Origin of the sequence: Pseudomonas sp. 10C3 (assembly GCF_036346185.1) — a bacterium.
Lineage (GTDB): Bacteria > Pseudomonadota > Gammaproteobacteria > Pseudomonadales > Pseudomonadaceae > Aquipseudomonas.
Genome location: NZ_JASJVE010000006.1, coordinates 220,285 through 238,798, shown reverse-complemented (window position 1 = coordinate 238,798; position 18,514 = coordinate 220,285). Strand labels below are relative to the sequence as shown.

General features: G+C 57.5%; 14 protein-coding genes and 2 pseudogenes. 12 read left to right on the top strand and 4 right to left on the bottom strand.

Annotated features, from left to right (window positions below; all coding sequences use genetic code 11):
- From QN399_RS08100 to QN399_RS08070, 7 genes and pseudogenes are all read left to right on the top strand, one after another.
- Window positions 1-261 (top strand): annotated as a pseudogene (locus QN399_RS08100) (starch synthase); the annotation flags it as partial.
- A gap of 12 nt (window positions 262-273) precedes the next feature.
- Entirely contained in the window at window positions 274-2,085 is a 1,812-nt protein-coding gene (treZ, locus tag QN399_RS08095) for a malto-oligosyltrehalose trehalohydrolase (RefSeq protein ID WP_322179199.1), read from the top strand.
- Window positions 2,078-4,156 (top strand): 4-alpha-glucanotransferase, encoded by a 2,079-nt coding sequence (gene malQ, locus QN399_RS08090; RefSeq protein WP_323565791.1) that lies wholly within the window; start codon window positions 2,078-2,080, stop codon window positions 4,154-4,156. Before treZ ends, malQ begins: the two co-directional genes overlap by 8 nt.
- Complete coding sequence (locus QN399_RS08085) at window positions 4,153-6,936, top strand: malto-oligosyltrehalose synthase (protein WP_322179197.1); 2,784 nt, start codon at window positions 4,153-4,155, stop codon at window positions 6,934-6,936. The genes malQ and QN399_RS08085 overlap by 4 nt, the downstream gene beginning before the upstream one ends.
- A gap of 17 nt (window positions 6,937-6,953) precedes the next feature.
- On the top strand, window positions 6,954-7,268 hold the full coding sequence (locus QN399_RS08080) for a DUF2934 domain-containing protein (protein ID WP_322179196.1): 315 nt from the start codon (window positions 6,954-6,956) through the stop codon (window positions 7,266-7,268).
- A gap of 159 nt (window positions 7,269-7,427) precedes the next feature.
- The gene (gene glgX / locus QN399_RS08075) at window positions 7,428-9,653 is read left to right on the top strand and encodes a glycogen debranching protein GlgX (protein ID WP_322179195.1); all 2,226 of its coding nucleotides are present in this window, start codon (window positions 7,428-7,430) and stop codon (window positions 9,651-9,653) included.
- A 139-nt stretch (window positions 9,654-9,792) separates the two neighbouring features.
- Entirely contained in the window at window positions 9,793-10,551 is a 759-nt protein-coding gene (locus QN399_RS08070) for a PIG-L family deacetylase (protein ID WP_322179194.1), read from the top strand.
- Between the two features lie 36 nt (window positions 10,552-10,587).
- Here the strand turns inward: QN399_RS08070 and QN399_RS08065 are convergent, their stop codons facing one another.
- A complete protein-coding gene (locus QN399_RS08065) occupies window positions 10,588-11,622 on the bottom strand; it encodes a dienelactone hydrolase (protein WP_322179193.1) in 1,035 nt (344 codons plus the stop codon).
- 375 nt (window positions 11,623-11,997) lie between these two features.
- A complete protein-coding gene (locus QN399_RS08060; RefSeq protein ID WP_322179192.1) occupies window positions 11,998-12,609 on the bottom strand; it encodes an FMN-dependent NADH-azoreductase in 612 nt (203 codons plus the stop codon).
- Window positions 12,610-12,737: 128 nt separating this feature from the next.
- Between QN399_RS08060 and QN399_RS08055 the strand changes: the two genes are divergently transcribed.
- Window positions 12,738-13,646, top strand: coding sequence for a LysR substrate-binding domain-containing protein (locus QN399_RS08055; protein ID WP_322179191.1), 909 nt, complete (start codon window positions 12,738-12,740; stop codon window positions 13,644-13,646).
- A 27-nt stretch (window positions 13,647-13,673) separates the two neighbouring features.
- Window positions 13,674-14,021 (top strand): MmcQ/YjbR family DNA-binding protein, encoded by a 348-nt coding sequence (locus QN399_RS08050; RefSeq protein WP_322179190.1) that lies wholly within the window; start codon window positions 13,674-13,676, stop codon window positions 14,019-14,021.
- On the opposite strand, the pseudogene QN399_RS08045 reads toward QN399_RS08050, so the two are convergent.
- A pseudogene (locus QN399_RS08045) lies at window positions 14,016-14,477 on the bottom strand (DUF1294 domain-containing protein). The gene QN399_RS08050 and the pseudogene QN399_RS08045 overlap by 6 nt on opposite strands.
- 11 nt (window positions 14,478-14,488) lie before the next feature.
- Window positions 14,489-15,319, bottom strand: coding sequence for an undecaprenyl-diphosphate phosphatase (locus QN399_RS08040; RefSeq protein WP_322216478.1), 831 nt, complete (start codon window positions 15,317-15,319; stop codon window positions 14,489-14,491).
- Between the two features lie 257 nt (window positions 15,320-15,576).
- Here QN399_RS08040 and QN399_RS08035 point away from each other — a divergent pair, with 257 nt between their 5' ends.
- The 3 genes from QN399_RS08035 (at window position 15,577) to QN399_RS08025 (ending at window position 18,455) form a co-directional block, all read left to right on the top strand.
- On the top strand, window positions 15,577-17,211 hold the full coding sequence (locus tag QN399_RS08035; RefSeq protein WP_322179187.1) for a methyl-accepting chemotaxis protein: 1,635 nt from the start codon (window positions 15,577-15,579) through the stop codon (window positions 17,209-17,211).
- 153 nt (window positions 17,212-17,364) lie between these two features.
- Window positions 17,365-17,931, top strand: a complete 567-nt coding sequence (pnuC, locus tag QN399_RS08030; protein ID WP_322179186.1) for a nicotinamide riboside transporter PnuC — start codon at window positions 17,365-17,367, stop codon at window positions 17,929-17,931.
- On the top strand, window positions 17,928-18,455 hold the full coding sequence (locus QN399_RS08025; protein ID WP_322179185.1) for an AAA family ATPase: 528 nt from the start codon (window positions 17,928-17,930) through the stop codon (window positions 18,453-18,455). Before pnuC ends, QN399_RS08025 begins: the two co-directional genes overlap by 4 nt.
- Window positions 18,456-18,514 lie beyond the last annotated feature (59 nt).

The window sequence follows — 18,514 nt, the reverse complement described above, 5'->3', positions numbered from 1 at the left end:
CCGGTGGCCCGTAAAACAGGGGGGTTGGCCGACACCATTGAAGATGGCGTGACTGGTTTTCTGTTCGAAGAATCGACTGTGGAAAGCTACGCCGAAGCGCTGACGCGGGCGATCAAGGTCTTCGCCAATCCTGAGCTGCTCAATGCCATGCGTTGCCGCGCCATGGCCGCTCCGTTCAATTGGCATAAGGCCGTGGAGCCTTACGCCGATCTGTACCAAGACCTGCTGAAAAAAAATGTTGGTGCTTCTGTTCACTATTAAAGGGGTTAACGGATGCCTCTGCGCACGGATAAAAACTGGCGCCACGGCGCCGTATTACTGGACCCTGAACACACCCGGTTTGCCCTCTGGGCACCGGATGCCTATTACGTCAGTGTCGAGTTCGAAAGCGGGCAGTCGCTGACCATGTTGCCGCAGGACAATGGCTGGTTTGTGTTGGAGACTCGCTGCTCTGCGGGCAGTCGCTATTACTACAACATCGATGGAGAAATGAAAGTCCCTGATCCAGCTTCCCGTGCCCAGGTGTCCGATGTGCATTCCGCCAGCGTTGTCGTCGATCCTTTGGCCTATTGCTGGTTGCACACTGATTGGCTAGGACGGCCGTGGCGGGAAGCTGTTATTTATGAACTGCACGTGGGGGTACTGGGTGGCTACGCCGAAGTCGAAAAACATTTACCCCGTTTGGCGGCACTGGGTGTTACCGCGATTGAGTTGATGCCCCTGGCACAGTTTCCTGGCGGGCGTAACTGGGGCTACGACGGTGTGTTGCCTTATGCACCGCAATCGACCTACGGCAAACCCGACCAGCTCAAACACTTGATCGACGCCGCGCACGGTTATGGCCTGATGGTGATACTTGACGTGGTCTACAACCACTTCGGGCCGGATGGCAATTACCTGGGCCAGTATGCCAAAGGCTTTTTCCGCGATGATGTGAAAACCCCTTGGGGCCCAGCCATCGACTTCCTACGCGAGGAAGTGCGCGACTTTTTCATTGATAACGCCTTGATGTGGTTACTCGACTATCGCTTCGATGGTCTGCGTCTGGACGCGGCACACGCAATCAATGATCCCACCTTCCTCCAGGACTTCGCCCGACGAGTTCGCGAGCAGATTGCCCCGTCCCGACAGGTCTGGTTGACACTGGAAAATGAATTCAACGAAGCCAGCTTGCTGGAACAAGCCTTCGATGCGCAGTGGAACGATGACGGTCATAACGCCTTACACGTTCTGCTGACAGGAGAAAGCGATGCCTACTACGCCGACTTCGCCCATGAACCTACCCAAAAGCTGGCCCGCTGCTTGAGCCAGGGCTTCGTTTACCAGGGCGAGAGTAATCGCCACGGCAATAGCAGAGGGCACTCCAGTGGGCATTTACCCCCTAGCGCCTTCGTGCTGTTCCTGCAGAATCACGATCAGGTTGGCAACCGTGCCTTCGGCGAGCGTCTGCCGCAACTGAGCGCCGGTCCCGCATTGCGGGCCGCCACGGTATTGCTCCTGCTCTCGCCCATGATTCCGTTGATGTTCATGGGCGATGAATGGGCCGCAAGTGAACCCTTCCTTTTTTTCACCAGCCACCATGACGAGTTGGCCGATGCCGTGCGTGAGGGCCGTCGCGCCGAGTTTGCCGACTTCCCGGCATTTGCCGATGAAGAGCAGCGTGAGTGCATCCCCGACCCAAATGCCCACAGCACGTTCGAGGCATCGCGCCCCGCCTACGAGACAATGCACCTGAACACGGACAAAGGCATTGATCATCAACGCTGGCTAGCGCTATACCAACAATTGTTGAGCATTCGCCATCGCGAAATCATTCCACGCCTGTCAGGTGCGCAGGCGCTGGACACTCACGTGCTGGACGAAGGAGCCCTTACGGCTCGCTGGCGTATGGGTGACGGCAGTGTCTTGCGCATCGACCTAAACCTCGGCGAGCGCCCGGTCAAGCTGGCCGCAGCTCATCGGGACACTCTTTTGTATGAAACCCTGCCTGGGGCGGCCGAACTTTCCCGGCGGGGAACCCTCAACCCCTACACGGCCATTGTCAGCCTGATAACGACTGATGTTTTGGAGGAACAGGATGAGTAATGAGCAACTGCATATTTTGGCTGCCCGGGCCGGGCTGTCTGTGGATTGGATCGATGCCAACGGGCGGCTGCAAACTGTCAGCCCTGAGGCGCTACGCAAGGTACTCGACGGCCTGGGCTACCCCGCCGAAAGTGCCGAGGATATTTGCATCAGCCTGCAACGCCTGCACAAGTCCAGTACGCCAAGCGCGGTCCCGCCGCTGCTGACGCTGGATCATGGCAGCCTGCTGGATTTGTCGACATGGTTCGCGCCAAAAACACCTTTCGTGTTAAACCTCGAAGACGGCACCACCGTCACTGCAACGCTGACGGATACAGCCCATCTGCCCGCCGTGGCACCTGTGGGGTATCAGCAACTGCGCATTACCGGTCAACATGTGACCTTGGCCGTCGCGCCTGCAACCTGCTACAGCATGGCCATGGCGACCAACACTGACGTCCCTCGCGCCTGGGGACTGACCGTACAGCTGTATGGGCTACGTCGTCGGGGCGATGGTGGTTTTGGCGACATCCAGGCACTGGAAGCCCTGGCCCGCGCGGCCGGTGAACGCGGTGCCGATGCATTGGCTATCAGCCCGGTTCACGCCATGTTTGCCTGCGACACCCTGCGCTACAGCCCTTACTCACCTTCCAGCCGGTTGTTTCTCAATGCGTTATATGCATCACCCGAGACCATTCTTGGCGAACAAGCACTGCGCATGGCCATCAACGAGACCGGACTGGGCGCAGAGCTTGAGCGTCTCGAGGCATTGCCACTAATTGACTGGCCAAGGGCAGCTCAAGCCAAGTGGACGTTACTGCATGCATTGTATAAAAGCTTTTGCAGCGGAGCGCACCCGCTGTATGACGACTTCACCCACTTCCGCCATTGCGGTGGCGAAGCACTGGAGAACCATTGCCGCTTCGAAGCCTTGCAGGCCGAATGCCCCAAGCTTGGCATGAGTCAGGATTGGCGCGAATGGCCGGACGAATTCAAAAATCCCCAGAGCGGCGCCATTACGGAGTTCGCCGCATGTCATGGGGAGCAAATCAGCTTCCATGCATTTGCCCAATGGCTCATCGCGCGCAGTCTGGAGCGTGCGCAGGTGGCGGCCCGCAGCAGTGGAATGCGCGTCGGCCTGATCGCCGATCTGGCGGTAGGCGCAGACGGTGGCGGCAGTCAAGCCTGGAGCCGGCAGGATGAGCTGCTTTCGGCGCTTAGCGTTGGCGCTCCGCCCGACATTCTCAATCGCTCCGGGCAAAGTTGGGGCATTTCAGCGTTCTCGCCGGATGGCTTGAAACGCAACGGCTTTCGCGCATTTATCGAGATGCTCCAAGCCAACCTGGCCCACGCCGGAGGCTTGCGCATCGACCATGTCCTGGGCCTGCAACGGCTCTGGGTGGTACCTGTAGGTTCGCCACCCAGCGAAGGGGCGTACCTCAACTACCCGTTCGACGACCTGCTGCGCTTGTTGACCCTGGAATCCTGGCGGCACAAGGTCATTGTGCTGGGCGAAGACCTCGGCACCGTTCCGGACGGCTTGCACGACAGATTGTCGGCGCGGGCAATTCTTGGCATGCGCGTGCTGCTGTTTGAACAAGACAACGCCCACTTCAAACCCATTCTGCAATGGTCCGATCAGGCGCTTGCGATTACCAGCACCCACGATTTGCCCACCCTTGCGGGCTGGTGGCGCGAGCGTGATATCGACTGGAACAGCAAGCTTGGTCATATTGACGAACAGACCGAACGCAACTGGCGCGAAAGCCGGCAACGCGAACGCCGAGGCCTGCGGCAGGCCTTGAGTCAGGATGCAGCCAATTTCCGCGATGACTTCAGCGAAAGCGATCAAATCATTGATGCCAGCGTTCGCTACCTTGGTCACACCCGTGCCCCGCTTGTATTGCTGCCCATGGAGGATCTGCTGGGCGTCGAGGAGCAGTTCAATCTGCCAGGCACCATCGATAGCCATCCCAACTGGCGTCGGCGTCTACCCGGTGGCTGCGCCACGCTGCTTGAGGGCGACAGTGCCATCCGACGCCTGGCATTGCTGGCACAAGCACGCCAGGAAGCGGCGGAGCGGGACCGATGAACGCTCCACTCAAACCACTGAGAGCCACACAGCGCCTGCAATTTCACAAGGGCTTCACCCTTGATGACGCCGTGCCGCTGGTGCCCTACTTCGCCAGACTGGGCATTAGTCACCTCTATGCTTCGCCGCTGCTCAAAGCGCGCGCCGGTTCGATGCACGGCTACGACGTGGTCGATCCGCGCGTCATCAACCCGGAGCTGGGCGGCGAACCGGCGTTGCGGCGCCTGGTCAGTGCCCTGCGTGCGCAGGGCATGGGTCTGATCCTCGATATCGTGTCCAATCACATGGCGGTCGGCGGTGCGGACAACCCCTGGTGGCTCGACCTTCTGGAATGGGGACGTCGCAGCCCGTATGCCGACTTTTTCGACATCCAGTGGCACTCCCCGGACCCATTGCTGGAAGGTCAATTATTGCTGCCCTTTCTCAGCAGCGATTACGGCACCGTACTTAAGGCGGGCGAAATACCCCTGCGTTTCGATGCCGGGCAGGGTGCGTTTTACGTCGAGCATTATCAGCATTACTTTCCCATCAACCCGGCGACCTATGCGCCGTTGCTCAACGCGGCCAATGACCCTGAACTGAGCGAACTGGCGCAGCGCTTTGCGGTACTCGATCACTACCCGCAAGCGTACGAACGAGCCCGACAGGCGCGCGCAGAATTGGCGACGCTGGCGCAACAGACGGGTATCCAGCGGGCCATCGACCACGGGCTGAAACAGTTCGATTCGCGCACGCCAGAGGGCTTTGAACGCCTGCATGAGCTGCTGGAACGCCAGCACTACCGGCTGGCCAGTTGGCGTACTGCGGGAGACGACATCAATTGGCGGCGTTTTTTCGATATCAACGAACTTGGCGGACTGCGCGTCGAGCGCCCTACCGTGTTCGAAGCCACCCACGGCAAAATTTTCGAACTGATCAGCGAGGGTCTGGTGGATGGGCTGCGGATTGATCACATTGATGGGCTGGCCGACCCGCGCGGTTACTGCCGCAAGTTGCGGCGCCGGGTAGAAGGCTTGCTGGCTCAGCGTCCGCCTGCTGCGCCGTTGAGTCACCTGCCCATCTTCGTCGAGAAGATTCTCGGTCCCGATGAACAACTGCCCGAGGATTGGACCGTTGACGGCACCACCGGTTACGAGTTCATGAATCAGGTGTCGTTATTGCAGCACGACGCCAAAGGTGAAGCCCCTCTAGGCGAGTTGTGGAGTCGTCTCAGTGGACGTAGCGCCGACTTCAACCTGGAAGTGCTGGAAGCGCGCAACCTGGTGTTACAGGGCAGTCTGGCAGGGGACTTCGAAAGCGTTGCTCAAGCCATGCTGCAAGTGGCCCGTAGCGACCTGATGAGCCGTGATTTGACCTACGGTGCTATTCGTCGAGCGTTATTGGCATTGGTGGTCAACTTCCCGATTTACCGCACCTATATCAGCGCATGCGGACGCTCGGCCGAAGACGATCGATTCTTCCAGCAAGCCCTTGAAGGTGCCCGACTCAACCTCAGCGAAGCCGACTGGCCTGTACTTGATTACCTGCAATGCTGGCTCGGGGGTCAATCATGGCGTGCACTGCCACTGGGCCGCTTACGCAAGATTCATCGCCATGCCTGCGTGCGCTTCCAGCAACTGACGTCGCCCGTGGCAGCCAAGTCAGTGGAAGACACCGCCTTCTACCGCTCGGCGGTACTGCTCTCACGTAATGACGTAGGTTTCCACCCGCAGCACTTCAGTGCCCCGGCCACCCGTTTTCATGAAGCCTGTACCCGCCGCGCCGAGACGTTCCCGGACAATCTTCTGGCGACCGCCACCCATGACCACAAGCGCGGCGAAGACAGCCGCGCCCGCTTGGCAGTGTTGAGCGAATGCGCGGGCTGGTATGCCGAACAGGTTGAGCGTTGGCGACAATTGGCGATCCCCCTCAAGGATGAAGATATCAGCATCAGCGCCGGTGATGAGTTGATGCTTTATCAGACGCTGCTCGGCAGTTGGCCGCTGAATATGGAAGCCGAGCACGCATTCGAAGACTACGCCGAACGGTTGGTGACATGGCAGGAAAAAGCCCTGCGTGAAGCCAAATTGCAGAGCAGTTGGAGCGCGCCGAACGAGCCTTATGAAAACGCATGCCGGAGCTTTCTCAATCGCGTGCTGTTGGCACCGGAGGGTCTGGCCTTACGCCAGTCGGTCGGCGCCACTGCGAACCGTATCGCAACCGCTGGCGCGCTTAACAGCCTGACGCAAACGCTGTTGCGCATGACGGTCCCCGGCGTACCTGATCTGTACCAGGGCACTGAGTTCTGGGACTTCAGCCTGGTCGACCCTGACAACCGTCGCCCCGTGGATTACGCCGCTCGGGTAAACGCTCTCGAACACACCCTGAACGCCGATGCACTGTTGGCAAACTGGCAGGATGGGCGAATCAAACAAGCCCTGATCACCAAGGTACTGAATGTGCGCGCTGAACACTCAGCGCTTTTCAGCCGGGGGAGCTATATTCCTTTGCGCGTGGTCGGTCTGTGTGCCGATCAGGTCTTGGCGTTTGCTCGAGTTATCGACGGACACCGTGCCATCGTTGTAGTCCCCAGAGTGAGCAGTGAACTATTAGGCACTGCCCAAACTCCATTGATCAATGCGAGCAGTTGGGGCGACACGCAGGTCATGTTGCCGTTCAAGGGCTCAGATCATTGCTGGAAAGGACTTTTTTCAGGGACAGTAGTTACAACTAACAACGCGCTGATGCTCAGCGCAGCGCTCAAGAGTTTTTCTGTAAACCTGTTTATTCAAACTGCGTAATACCTAGGAGTGTCGAGATGAGTGCCGACGAAAAACGAATCCGCGATTTTGCCTATCAAATCTGGGAGTCCGAGGGTAAACCTCACGGTCAGGAAGCACGGCATTGGGAAATGGCCCGCAAACTGGCCGAGGCCGAGGCGTTGTCGCCGAACAAAAAAGACGTGAGCAAGACGGTTAAGCCCAAGCTGCCAAAAGTTGACGGTCCGGGCGATGCCAAGCCTGCTGCGCCCAAAGCCGCCTCTAAATCAGCGGCCAAGCCTACCTCACCCCCGACACCGAAAACCACGCCCGCGAAGAAACCAAAATCGCCGGGCAAGCCCGCTGGGGCCTGATATTCCTGGGTGCCGCAACGTGTACTACCGCAGCAGTCGCTTTAAACCCGGCCATTGACTGCGGTAGTTCTAACAGGTGACCTACATACATCGGAGCGCCCTAAGCTGCGGTGGCGGCTTTGACCGCTTTCAAGAAATCATCCGACGTCAGGAATGAATATGAGTACACCGCACGCCAAGACCCCGAAAGAGAACGTTCAACACGCCCCTAATCAAAAAGCCCATGAAAGTGACGTAAAGCCAGAAGACGTAAAGCCAGAAACTGTTGTGTCGCGAATCCGTGAAGGGCTGCCCTTCCCGCTCGGCGCCAACTGGGATGGTCTGGGCGTAAACTTTGCGCTGTTCTCGGCCAACGCCACCAAGGTTGAGCTGTGCCTGTTCGATGCCGCTGGCGAAGTCGAACTGGAACGCATCGAGCTTCCCGAGTATACCGACGAAATTTTTCACGGTTATCTGCCCGACGCCCACCCAGGGCTGATCTACGGCTACCGCGTGTATGGCCCGTATGACCCGCAGAACGGTCATCGTTTCAACCACAACAAACTGCTGATCGACCCCTATGCCAAACAACTGGTTGGCAAACTGAAATGGTCTGAGTCGCTGTTTGGTTACACCATCGGCCACCCGGATGGCGACCTGAGCTTTGACGAGCGTGACAGTGCGCCTTTCGTGCCGAAAAGTAAGGTAATCGACCCTGCCTATACTTGGGGTCGCGACCAGAGGGTCAGTGTGCCGTGGGACCGAACCATCATTTACGAAACCCACGTGCGTGGCTTCACCATGCGCCATCCTGCGGTGCCTGAGGAGTTGCGCGGCACCTTCTCCGGGCTCATGGTCAATGAAGTCATCGAGCACATTCGCAAGCTTGGCGTCTCATCGGTGGAATTGCTGCCGATTCACGCGTTCGTCAATGACCAGCATCTGCTACAGAAAGGCATGACCAACTATTGGGGCTATAACAGCATCGCCTTCTTTGCCCCTGACCCACGCTACCTGGCCCACGATAAGATCGCCGAGTTTAAGGAAATGGTCGCTCACATGCACCATGCCGGCCTTGAAGTGATCCTCGACGTGGTTTACAACCACACTGCGGAAGGCAACGAGCTAGGCCCGACTCTGTCGATGCGCGGTATCGACAACGCCTCCTACTACCGTTTGATGCCCGACGACAAACGCCTCTATATCAATGATTCCGGCACCGGTAACACCCTCGACCTCAGCCACCCCTGCGTGTTGCAGATGGTGACCGACTCGTTGCGTTATTGGGCGACAGAGATGCACGTCGATGGCTTCCGTTTTGACCTGGCGACGATTCTTGGCCGTTATCACAACGGATTTGATGAACGCCACAGCTTCCTGGTGGCCTGCCGCCAAGACCCCGTGCTGCGTCAGGTGAAGATGATCGCCGAGCCGTGGGACTGTGGTCCCGGTGGTTATCAGGTCGGTGGCTTTCCACCTGGTTGGGTGGAATGGAACGACAAGTTCCGTGACACCGTACGTGCGTTCTGGAAAGGCGACGACGGCCAGTTGGCCGACTTCGCTGGCCGCATGACTGCCTCGGGCGAGATGTTCAACCAACGCGGGCGTCGACCTTATGTGTCCGTCAACTTCATCACCGCCCACGACGGTTTTACCCTGCACGATCTGGTGTCTTACAACGAAAAGCACAATGAAGACAACGACGAGGACAATCAGGACGGCAGCAACAACAACCTGTCCTGGAACCATGGCGTCGAAGGCCCCACCGATAATGCGGAAATCAACGAGCTACGCTTGCGGCAGATGCGTAATTTCTTCTCTACACTCCTGTTCGCTCAGGGCACTCCAATGGTGGTTGCCGGGGACGAATTCGCCCGCACCCAGCACGGCAATAACAACGCCTATTGCCAGGACAGCGAAATTGGCTGGGTCAACTGGGAACTGGATGACGACGGCAAGTCGCTGCTGAAATTCGTACGGCGCCTGATCAAGCTGCGCCAAGCTTATCCGATCCTGCGCCGTGGTCGTTTTCTGGTCGGCAATTACAATGAAGAAATCGGCGTGAAGGATGTCACTTGGCTGTCTCCAAACGGCTCTGAGATGTCCGTTGAACAATGGGAAGACGGTAACGGTCGCTGCCTTGGCATGTTGATGGACGGCCGCGCACAAGTCTCAGGCATCCGTCGCCCCGGCCAGGACGCCACGCTGCTGTTAGTGGTCAATGCGCACCACGACGGAGTCAATTTCACACTACCCAAAGTGCCCGAGGGCATCTCCTGGACATGCCTGATAGACACCAATCAGCCCGACAACCATAGCCATGGGGAGTTGCCATTCGGCACGGAATACACAATCACGGGGCGCTCCCTGCTGCTGTTCGAACTGCAACGCGAAGAGCAACCATGAGCCAGGCGTTGGGCAAGGACGTACAGACGCGCTGACAATCATAGACGAACGCTGTACCCGGGCGGCCTCTACTGGCCGCGCTCGGGCAACCAGCATGCAGTCAAGGCGTTGGCCATCCGCCGACAAGGATGTGAAACCTGTGAGCGAAAATCTGATCGTGGGCAGTGGTGCCTCTCGCCATGCCTGGAAACATTCTAAACACTTGGCCGAACTGCCCGTCATCAGCACCCACATGCTGGTGCCGCCCGGTTCTCGCGCCGTGATCATTGCGCCTCATCCCATAGACGAAGTGCTGGGCTTTGGCGGCCTGATGCAACAACTGGCGCAGTTGGGAAGGCCACTTCAGTTGATTTCGGTGACCGACGGCAGCGCCAGTCACCCTGGGTCAAGCAGTTGGCCAGTGGCGCGTTTACGTGTGATCCGCCCGCAAGAAAGCGCCGAAGCCCTGCATCGCCTGGACCTGCCACTGCACAGTTTGCAATGGATTCGTGGCGGTTTTACCGATAACGCTGTCGCTAAACAGGAGGACGCACTCACCGATTTCATTCGACGCTATCTGCGCACAACTGACGTGGTGTTCACCCCATGGGATCACGACGGCCATTGCGACCATGATGCGGTGGGCCGCGCGACTGCTAAAGCGGTTGAGTCCGCAGGAGCACGATGCCACGAAGTACCGATCTGGGCCTGGCACTGGGCGCAACCGGAGGACGACCTTATCCCTTGGCAACGTGCGCGCAAGATTTTGCTGGACCCTGCGACGGTGGCCCGTAAACGGCATGCCGCGCACGCATTCGCCAGCCAACTGCAAGATGATCCCGAGACGGGCCTGGTACCAGAGTTAGCTACCCCGGTGCTGGAGCGCCTGCTGCGACCTTTCGAAGTAGTGTTTCTATGAGTTGCGACGAGCGCTATCACCCTCGCCGCTTACGCGTCACTCCTGATGCGCCGTTTGCAGCCCTGCAGGACTCGGCTGACTCAGTGTGTCACTGAAAAAGCGCACGGCGTCGGCGCTCAGGCTGCGGTGAATATCGACTCGATCAACACCTTCGGCATCGGTACACAGGCCTGGAGTAGTCACTTGTTGCTCATCCGTACACGGTGCCAGGAACACGAAATGCCCTGCCCCGGGCAACAGCTTGAAACTCGGTGCCTGAGGCAGTTTGCGCGCCAGGGCTTCGGCATTTTTGTCCAGGGCCAGCAATTGATCCCCGTCACCGCTGTAGAGCAGCACGGGTACATGGACGTCAGCCAAGGTATGGCGGCCAAACATCAAGCTCAATGGCGCCATTAGCATCAGCGCCCCTACACGTGGGTCCGCTTCCGCACGTAAATCGTCCCGATCAGCAATCAGCTCGCCCTGCCTCGTACAAGCATCGCGGTCCATTGGACGTTCAGCACAATATTTACGCAGGCGTTGCAGATCAGGTTGAGCACCCGCCAGGATCAACGCGGTTTCACCACCGGCGGAGTAACCAATCACGCCAACGTGCCGCCCATCTACATAAGCAGAAAGCATGGGGTCCATGAGCGCAGCACTGATGGCTTCGGATATTTGCAATGGCCGTCCATATAAATTGCTAAGACTACCGAGACGGCTGTGGTCCTTATAGTTGTCACCAGGGTGAATCACTGCAACCACAACAAAGCCTTTACGCGCCAGAGAAGTTGCCAGGTCATGCAGCGCCAACGGGGTACCGGTGTTGCCGTGGGATAGCATTAGCAGGGGAAAACGCCCCATGGCGATCGTCGCATCTTCACCGGCAGCAATCTGATAGCCATCGACTTTGCTGATTTTTTTTGAGTCAGTCGATGGATAGAACGCAATCGCGCTCATCGGCTGCAAATCCAGCGGATCAAGAAACGTCAGGCGATGAAATCCCGCGCTCCAGTGAGTACCTGCTTCGACTTGCACCGAAATCAGGCTCCCAAGCAGACATACCAACATAACCGCACAAAGACGCACCATCGCAAGGCCCCACCTTTGTAGATCCGAGTAAGCGAACGGTGAAGTCCGCTGCGGGTTGCAGCGCTCTACACCGATCCGCGCTCCCGGCGCCGATAGCTATAAGAGTAGCTGCTCGACAAACTAGTGCATAAGCCGAGCCACATACTAAAAAACATGAAACGAGATCTAAAATGACCTTTTGCCTGTTCAATAACTAATAAGTGCAATCTTACTTTGATTGCAGTCCGCTTACCCGTAAGGAAATCGTCAAAGATGAAGGTTTGTCGCAATGACGCTCGTGATTGGCGCCAAACGCAAAAAAACCTGCAGCCCTTACGTCATGACGCAGGGCTGCAGAGTTTCTGGTGTGCGGTGTTGCCCCGTTCAGGGCAACGATCAAGCGGTGGCGAACAACGCTTCGCTGATGTGCATACGGGCTGAAGCCATTGCGTTGGCGCGTGGTTCGTCACCGTACGCCAGGCCATGGGCGAACACGAATTGCAGATCAGTCACACCGATGAAGCCAAACAGTACCTTGAGCAGGTCCTCGTGACCAACGCTGGTCGGCTGGCCAACGTGCAAGCCACCGGCAGTGGAGACGATGATAACTTTTTTGCCGCCGCACAGGCCTTCAGGCCCGGTTTCACTGTAGCGGAAGGTACGGCCAGCGACAGTCACCCGGTCGATCCAGGCCTTGAGTTGGCTTGGAATGGTGAAGTTGTACATCGGCGCGCCGATCACTACCACGTCAGCGGCCAGGAACTCCTGCAGAGTGGCTTCGTTCAGGTCGACGTCAGCCTGCTGCGCAGCATTGCGAGCTTCACTTGGCGTGCCGGCAGCGGCAAGACTGGCAGCGGAAAAATGGCCCAACGCATCACTGGCCAGATCGTGGTAAGTCACTTGGCCGTCAGTTTCGACTGCCTGCCAGGCCTGAACGACGCTTTGGCTGAGTTGGCGAGAAGCAGAGTGGTCACCAAGGATGCTGGAATCGAGGTGCAGAAGTTTCATAGGGCTCTCCAAGTAGGGATCGCCGCCGGGCGATCAAGTGCGGATAATCCTACAGGGCAAACCAATTCCTGATTAGTCAGCGTAAATGCGATAGATTGTCCTATGTATAGAACAGTCGAGGCATCTGTATGCAAGACCTTAACGATCTTTATTACTTCGCAAAAGTCGTTGAGGCTGGAGGTTTCGCGGCTGCGGGGCGTTTGCTTGGCATTCCCAAGTCCCGCCTGTCTCGACGTATCGCCGAGCTGGAAACCCGCCTCAACGCGAGCCTGCTGCAACGCACAACACGCAAGCTGTCGCTGACGGCGGTTGGCGAGCGTTATCTGCAGCATTGCCAAGCTATGTTGCTGGAAGCGGAAATGGCCGATGAAGCGGTCGCATCACTGTCGGCCGAACCTCGCGGGCGGCTGCGGGTGTCCTGCCCGGTCGGTTTGACCCATTGGAATCTGGCCAACGTGATCAGCTCGTTTCTGGCAAGTCACCCACAGGTCCAGCTGGAAATGTTGCTGGTCAATCGACGTGTCGATCTGGTGAATGAGGGCATTGATGTCGCGCTACGGGTGCGCGACATCGGCGATGAAGACCCCAGCCTGATCGTACGCCAGCTGGCACCGGCTCTCGCCGCTCTGGTAGCGTCACCCACGTTGCTGGCCGGCCGTGTCATCAGTACACCTCGGGACCTGGCAAGCCTGCCGGTACTGGGCGCTATCGAGGCTGATCGGATGGTTCACTACGATCTGGTCCACAGCAGCGGCGAGCGATGTGAAGTCGCGATTGAGGCGCGCCTGGCCATCGATGATTTCCCTATCCGCAAAAGCGCCGCCTTGAGTGGCCTGGGTCTAACCATGTTGCCGATGATGAACTGCCGTGAAGAATTGGCTGACGGTCGTCTGATTCAGTTGCTGCCCGATTGGTCACTGCCGGGAGGACACCTGCAAGCGGCTTATACTCAGCGGCGCGGCATGCTTCCGGCGGTGAGGGCGTGGATTGATCACATCAGCAGCGCGTTCACTGATGACTTGCACGGTCATGATTGACTGCCACCGATAGAGAGGAAGGCGAGGATGAATCCTGAACAAGTTGCACAGTTTTGCCTGCAACTGCCCGGTGCTCGCGAGGATTACAAATGGGGGGGCACCCGAGTGTTTTCAGTGGCCACAAACAAGATGTTCGCCGTGCTTGATCTGGCAGGCGCCGGGCTGTCGTTCAAGATAGGTGCCGAGCTCTTTCTAGGTTATGTCGATCGGCCGGGTATCCGCCCCGCGCCCTATCTGGCGCGTGCATACTGGATCAGCGTGGCACCACCCTACCCCCTGAGCGACAACGAGTTGCGCGATCTGCTGACACGCTCGCATCAGTCAGTGGTGAGCAAATTGGCCAAAATCCGACAGGTTGGTTTGAAGGTGTCATGAGAAATGGCGGGCCAGGAAGTTGCCTTGCAGAAACAAGAGGTCGATCCAGAATACCTGATGCAGCATGACGATCAGCCAGAACACGGCTTGATAAGAGAGTTTGCGGGTTTTGTGCCGAAAGCGTTGCTGTGCCAGCAGGGCTCCCGGCCAGCCGCCCAGCAACTCGACGCCATGCAGGACTTTCTCCGGCGTGCGCCAGCCGTCATTGCGGGCCCTGTTTTTATCGTGCTAATAGAGAAAGAACGCCAGCAAGCTCATCACTGCGTAACCGCTGGCCGGGATCGCCGAAACGCCCCTGATTGCCATCGACAGTGCGCCGAAGCCTGGCAACGCGCACAACCCCAAGAGGATGAAGAGCTTGAGCCGAACATGCTGTACCGACTGTTTAGGCCGGCGTGCATCGGCGCCCGGCTTGCCCTGTCCAGACGTTCCTTGAGACTGCGTGCGTTGCTCCATAGGTCTGATCCTTAAGCGGCCGCGGAGGACCAGTCGATCCAGCCAAACTGCCAGGTCGCCAGAATCACCAGACCGAAAGCGATCCGATACCAGGCAAATACCGCATAGGTATGGGTGGAGATGAACTTGAGCAGCGCGCGAACCGCGATCATGGCGAAAATAAACGAGGTCACAAAACCAATGGCAATCACCGGCAAATCATCGTGCTGAAACAACGTGCGATATTTATAGGCCGAATAGACCGCCGCACCGACCATGGTTGGCATGGCGAGGAAGAACGAGAACTCGGTAGCCGCCTTGCGTGACAGGCCGAACAGCAGCCCACCGATGATGGTTGCGCCAGAACGCGAGGTGCCGGGAATCATCGCCAGACACTGAGCACAACCCACTTTCAGGGCATCGACCCAGGTCATTTCATCGACGGTTTCAGCGCGCACGACATGTTGGCGGCGCTCGGCCCACAACATAATCACCCCGCCCACCACCAAAGCTGTCGCGACGGTGATCGGATTGAACAGGTATTTGTGAATCAAATCGGCAAACAACACCCCAAGTACAATGGCCGGGAGGACACCAATAATCAGGTTGACCGTGAAACGTTGCGCTTCCGACTGTTTAGGCAGCCCGATAACCACATCGATAATCTTGCGTCGGAACTCCCAGACCACCGCCAGAATCGCCCCCAACTGGATAATGATGTTGAAGGCCATCGCCCTCTCACCACCAAAATTGATCAAGTCCGCAACAATAATCTGGTGGCCAGTGCTGGAGACCGGCAAAAACTCGGTCAACCCTTCTACAACCCCAAGAATTAACGCCTGTGCGGCAGTCCAAATATCCATCATTCCCCCATGAAGCAATGCTCTGGGCATGCCCCTTTAGTATTTTCAATACGATTGCAGACAAGACATGCTATGTGCGCAGGACCAACATGATGATTGCCATAACGTGAAAAACACGTGAGCCACTCATGTTTAGTCGAACAATGCCGAAAGCCTATCAGACATGATGAATTAACGCTCTAGCGTGACCCGTGTGGTGCATACTTTGATCCGGCTGCACGGCAAAAAAAGAACAATATTTGAAGGAGTGGAGTTTCATGAATAGCTTGCGCAGTTTGTCGATCAGCCGTCGGTTGTGGCTGATCCTAGTGGTCTCTGTGCTGATGCTGTTGACGCTTGGGGCTTTGATGCTCAAGCAGATCCACACTGACCTGTATGCCGCCAAAGCGGAAAAAACCCAGCAGATTGTAGAGGCCGCCGGTGGCATCCTCTCGTACTTCCACGACCAGGAAACCTCCGGCAAGCTCACTCGTGAACAAGCCCAGCAACAAGCTCAGGCTGCGGTACGCGGGTTGCGTTACAACCAGAACGAATATTTTTGGATCAACGATCTGCGACCGGTGATGATCATGCACCCGGTCAATCAGAAGCTTGAGGGCCAGGACCTGTCTGGCATCAAAGATCCGGATGGCATTGCTCTATTTAACGAGATGGTGACTGTCGCCAAAACCAAAGGTGCAGGTCACATCGGCTATCGCTGGCCGAAACCTGGCTCCAGCGAACCCGTGGAGAAAACCTCTTACGTGAAATTGTTCGAGCCTTGGGGCTGGATACTCGGTTCCGGCGTATACATCGACGATATGCAGGCCGAGTTCTACGGCCAAGTATGGAAAGCATCCATAGCTGGCCTGAGCATTGCACTGGTCATGGCGCTGCTGGTGGTCATGATTTCCCGAAGCATTGTCCGGCCATTACAGGATGCCGTCGACGCCATGGCCAACATCGCCAGTGGTGAAAGTGATCTGACGCGGAGTCTGGATACTCACGGTCATGACGAAGTCACGCAGCTCGCGACCCACTTCAACGCCTTCACCACAAAAATGCATACGGTCGTTCGCCAATTGCTGGAAGCTGCTGCGGCATTGGGCCAGGCAGCTACTGAACTGGGCAGCAATGCAAGCCAGGCTCAATCTCACAGTCAGCAACAGTCGCAACAAATGGAATTGGTGGCCACGGCCATCAATGAAGTGACCTATGGCGTACAGGATGTCGCGAAAAACGCCGAACAGGCCGCCAGCGAAATGCGCGACGCCGAAGCCCAGGCCAAACAAGGGCAGATCAATATCGACAGCAGCCTGCGCCAGATCGATCAATTGTCTAGCACCATCACCCAGGCGGTGACCGTTATTCAAACCCTCGCGGCAGAAAGCACACAGATCGGCAGTGTCCTGGAGGTGATTCGTTCTATCGCCGACCAGACCAACCTGCTGGCGTTGAATGCTGCCATTGAAGCCGCCCGCGCCGGCGAACAAGGGCGCGGCTTTGCTGTGGTAGCCGATGAGGTGCGCCTGTTGGCACAACGCACGCAAAAATCGACGGCTGAAATTCAGTCGATGATTGAGCGCCTCCAACACCATTCCGATGCGGCAGTCAAAGTCATCGGCGACAGCAGTCACGCTTCGCAGTTAACCATCGAGCAAGCCAGCCAGGCTGGTGAAAGCCTGAACTCGATCGCTCAGGCATTGCGCAACCTCAATGGCCTGAACGCCTCGATCGCCAGCGCGACCCTACAACAGGCGCACGTGGTCGAGGACATCAATCAAAACGTCACTCAGGCGGCTGGTCTGTCACAGAACACCACCTACGCTGCGGAACGTTCCAGCGAAGCCAGTGTGCACCTGCGGGACCTGAGCAATCAGTTGAATCGATTGCTGGGGCAGTTCCGGGTATAGACCTTATCTCACAGGATGTATGAGGGCACTTGTTATAAGTGCCCTGCCTCACACCCCCTCACATCCGTTGTTGTACAACCATCCCCCTTGCCTTGCGCTTATCCGCTTACAATCGCCCTCCGATTCCCACTCGTTGCCCCCTAAGGAGTAGTCATGTCCGGGCTTGAACTGTTCGCGGCTGCACTAGGCGTGATCGCCGTCTGGCTGACAGTGAAACAGAATGCCTGGGGCTGGCCCATCGGCCTGGTCATGGTGCTGCTTTATTCTTGGGTTTTCTTCGAGGTGAAGCTGTACTCGGACATGCTTTTGCAAATGATCTATGCCGTGTTGCAGCTTTACGGTTGGTGGCAATGGACCCGGCGAAGCGAAGTGCAACAGGGTCGCGTCATCACGTATCTGGGAACCGGTCCGCTGTTGTTCAGTCTGGCACTGGGCGCGTTGCTCAGCCTGGCGTTAGGCGCTGCAATGGCCCACTTTACCGACGCAGCACAACCCTGGCTGGACGCCGCGCTGACCGGTTTCAGTTTGGTGGCCCAGGTATGGATGGCGCAAAAACGCATCCAGTGCTGGCCTCTGTGGATGGTGCTGGATGTGATTTTCGTTGGCCTGTTCCTTTATAAGAGCCTGTACCTCACTGCGGCACTGTATGCGCTATTTATGCTGATCGCCTTACTGGGCTGGCGCGAATGGCGCAATCATCAGGCTGTGGCAGCCCGATGAAAGTGCTGGTGCTGACGGGACCTGAGTCCAGTGGCAAAAGCTGGTTCGCGGCCCAGATACAAGCCAGCTTCGGCGGTGAATGGGTGGGTGAATATGTTCGCTACTTCATCGAGCAACAGGCCCGGGATACTTGCTACGCCGATATCCAGCGCATTGCAGAAGGTCAGTTGGCTTGGGAAGACGCTGCTCGAGCGAGGCAGCCTGAGTTGCTTATTCTCGACACCCATCTGCTGAGCAATATGCTCTGGAGCAAAACTTTATTCGGCGATTGCCCTGGCTGGGTCGAACAACAGCTATTAGCCCGCCATTACGATTTACACGTGCTATTGGCGCCAGAAGGAGTCGACTGGATCAGCGACGGTCAGCGCTGCCAGCCGACCTTGAGTGAACGCCAGGCGTTTTTTGCAGCCAGCCAGCATTGGCTGAATCTCAATCAACAACCGTACTGCGTAATCAATGGCGAGCAGAACAGTCGGCGCGAACAGGTATTTGCCGCCGTTAGTGCCTTATTGAGGGTGCAATAAGCTACGCCAGGATCAATACGCCGTATTGATTGTCCATTTATGAAACACCCCGCTCACGT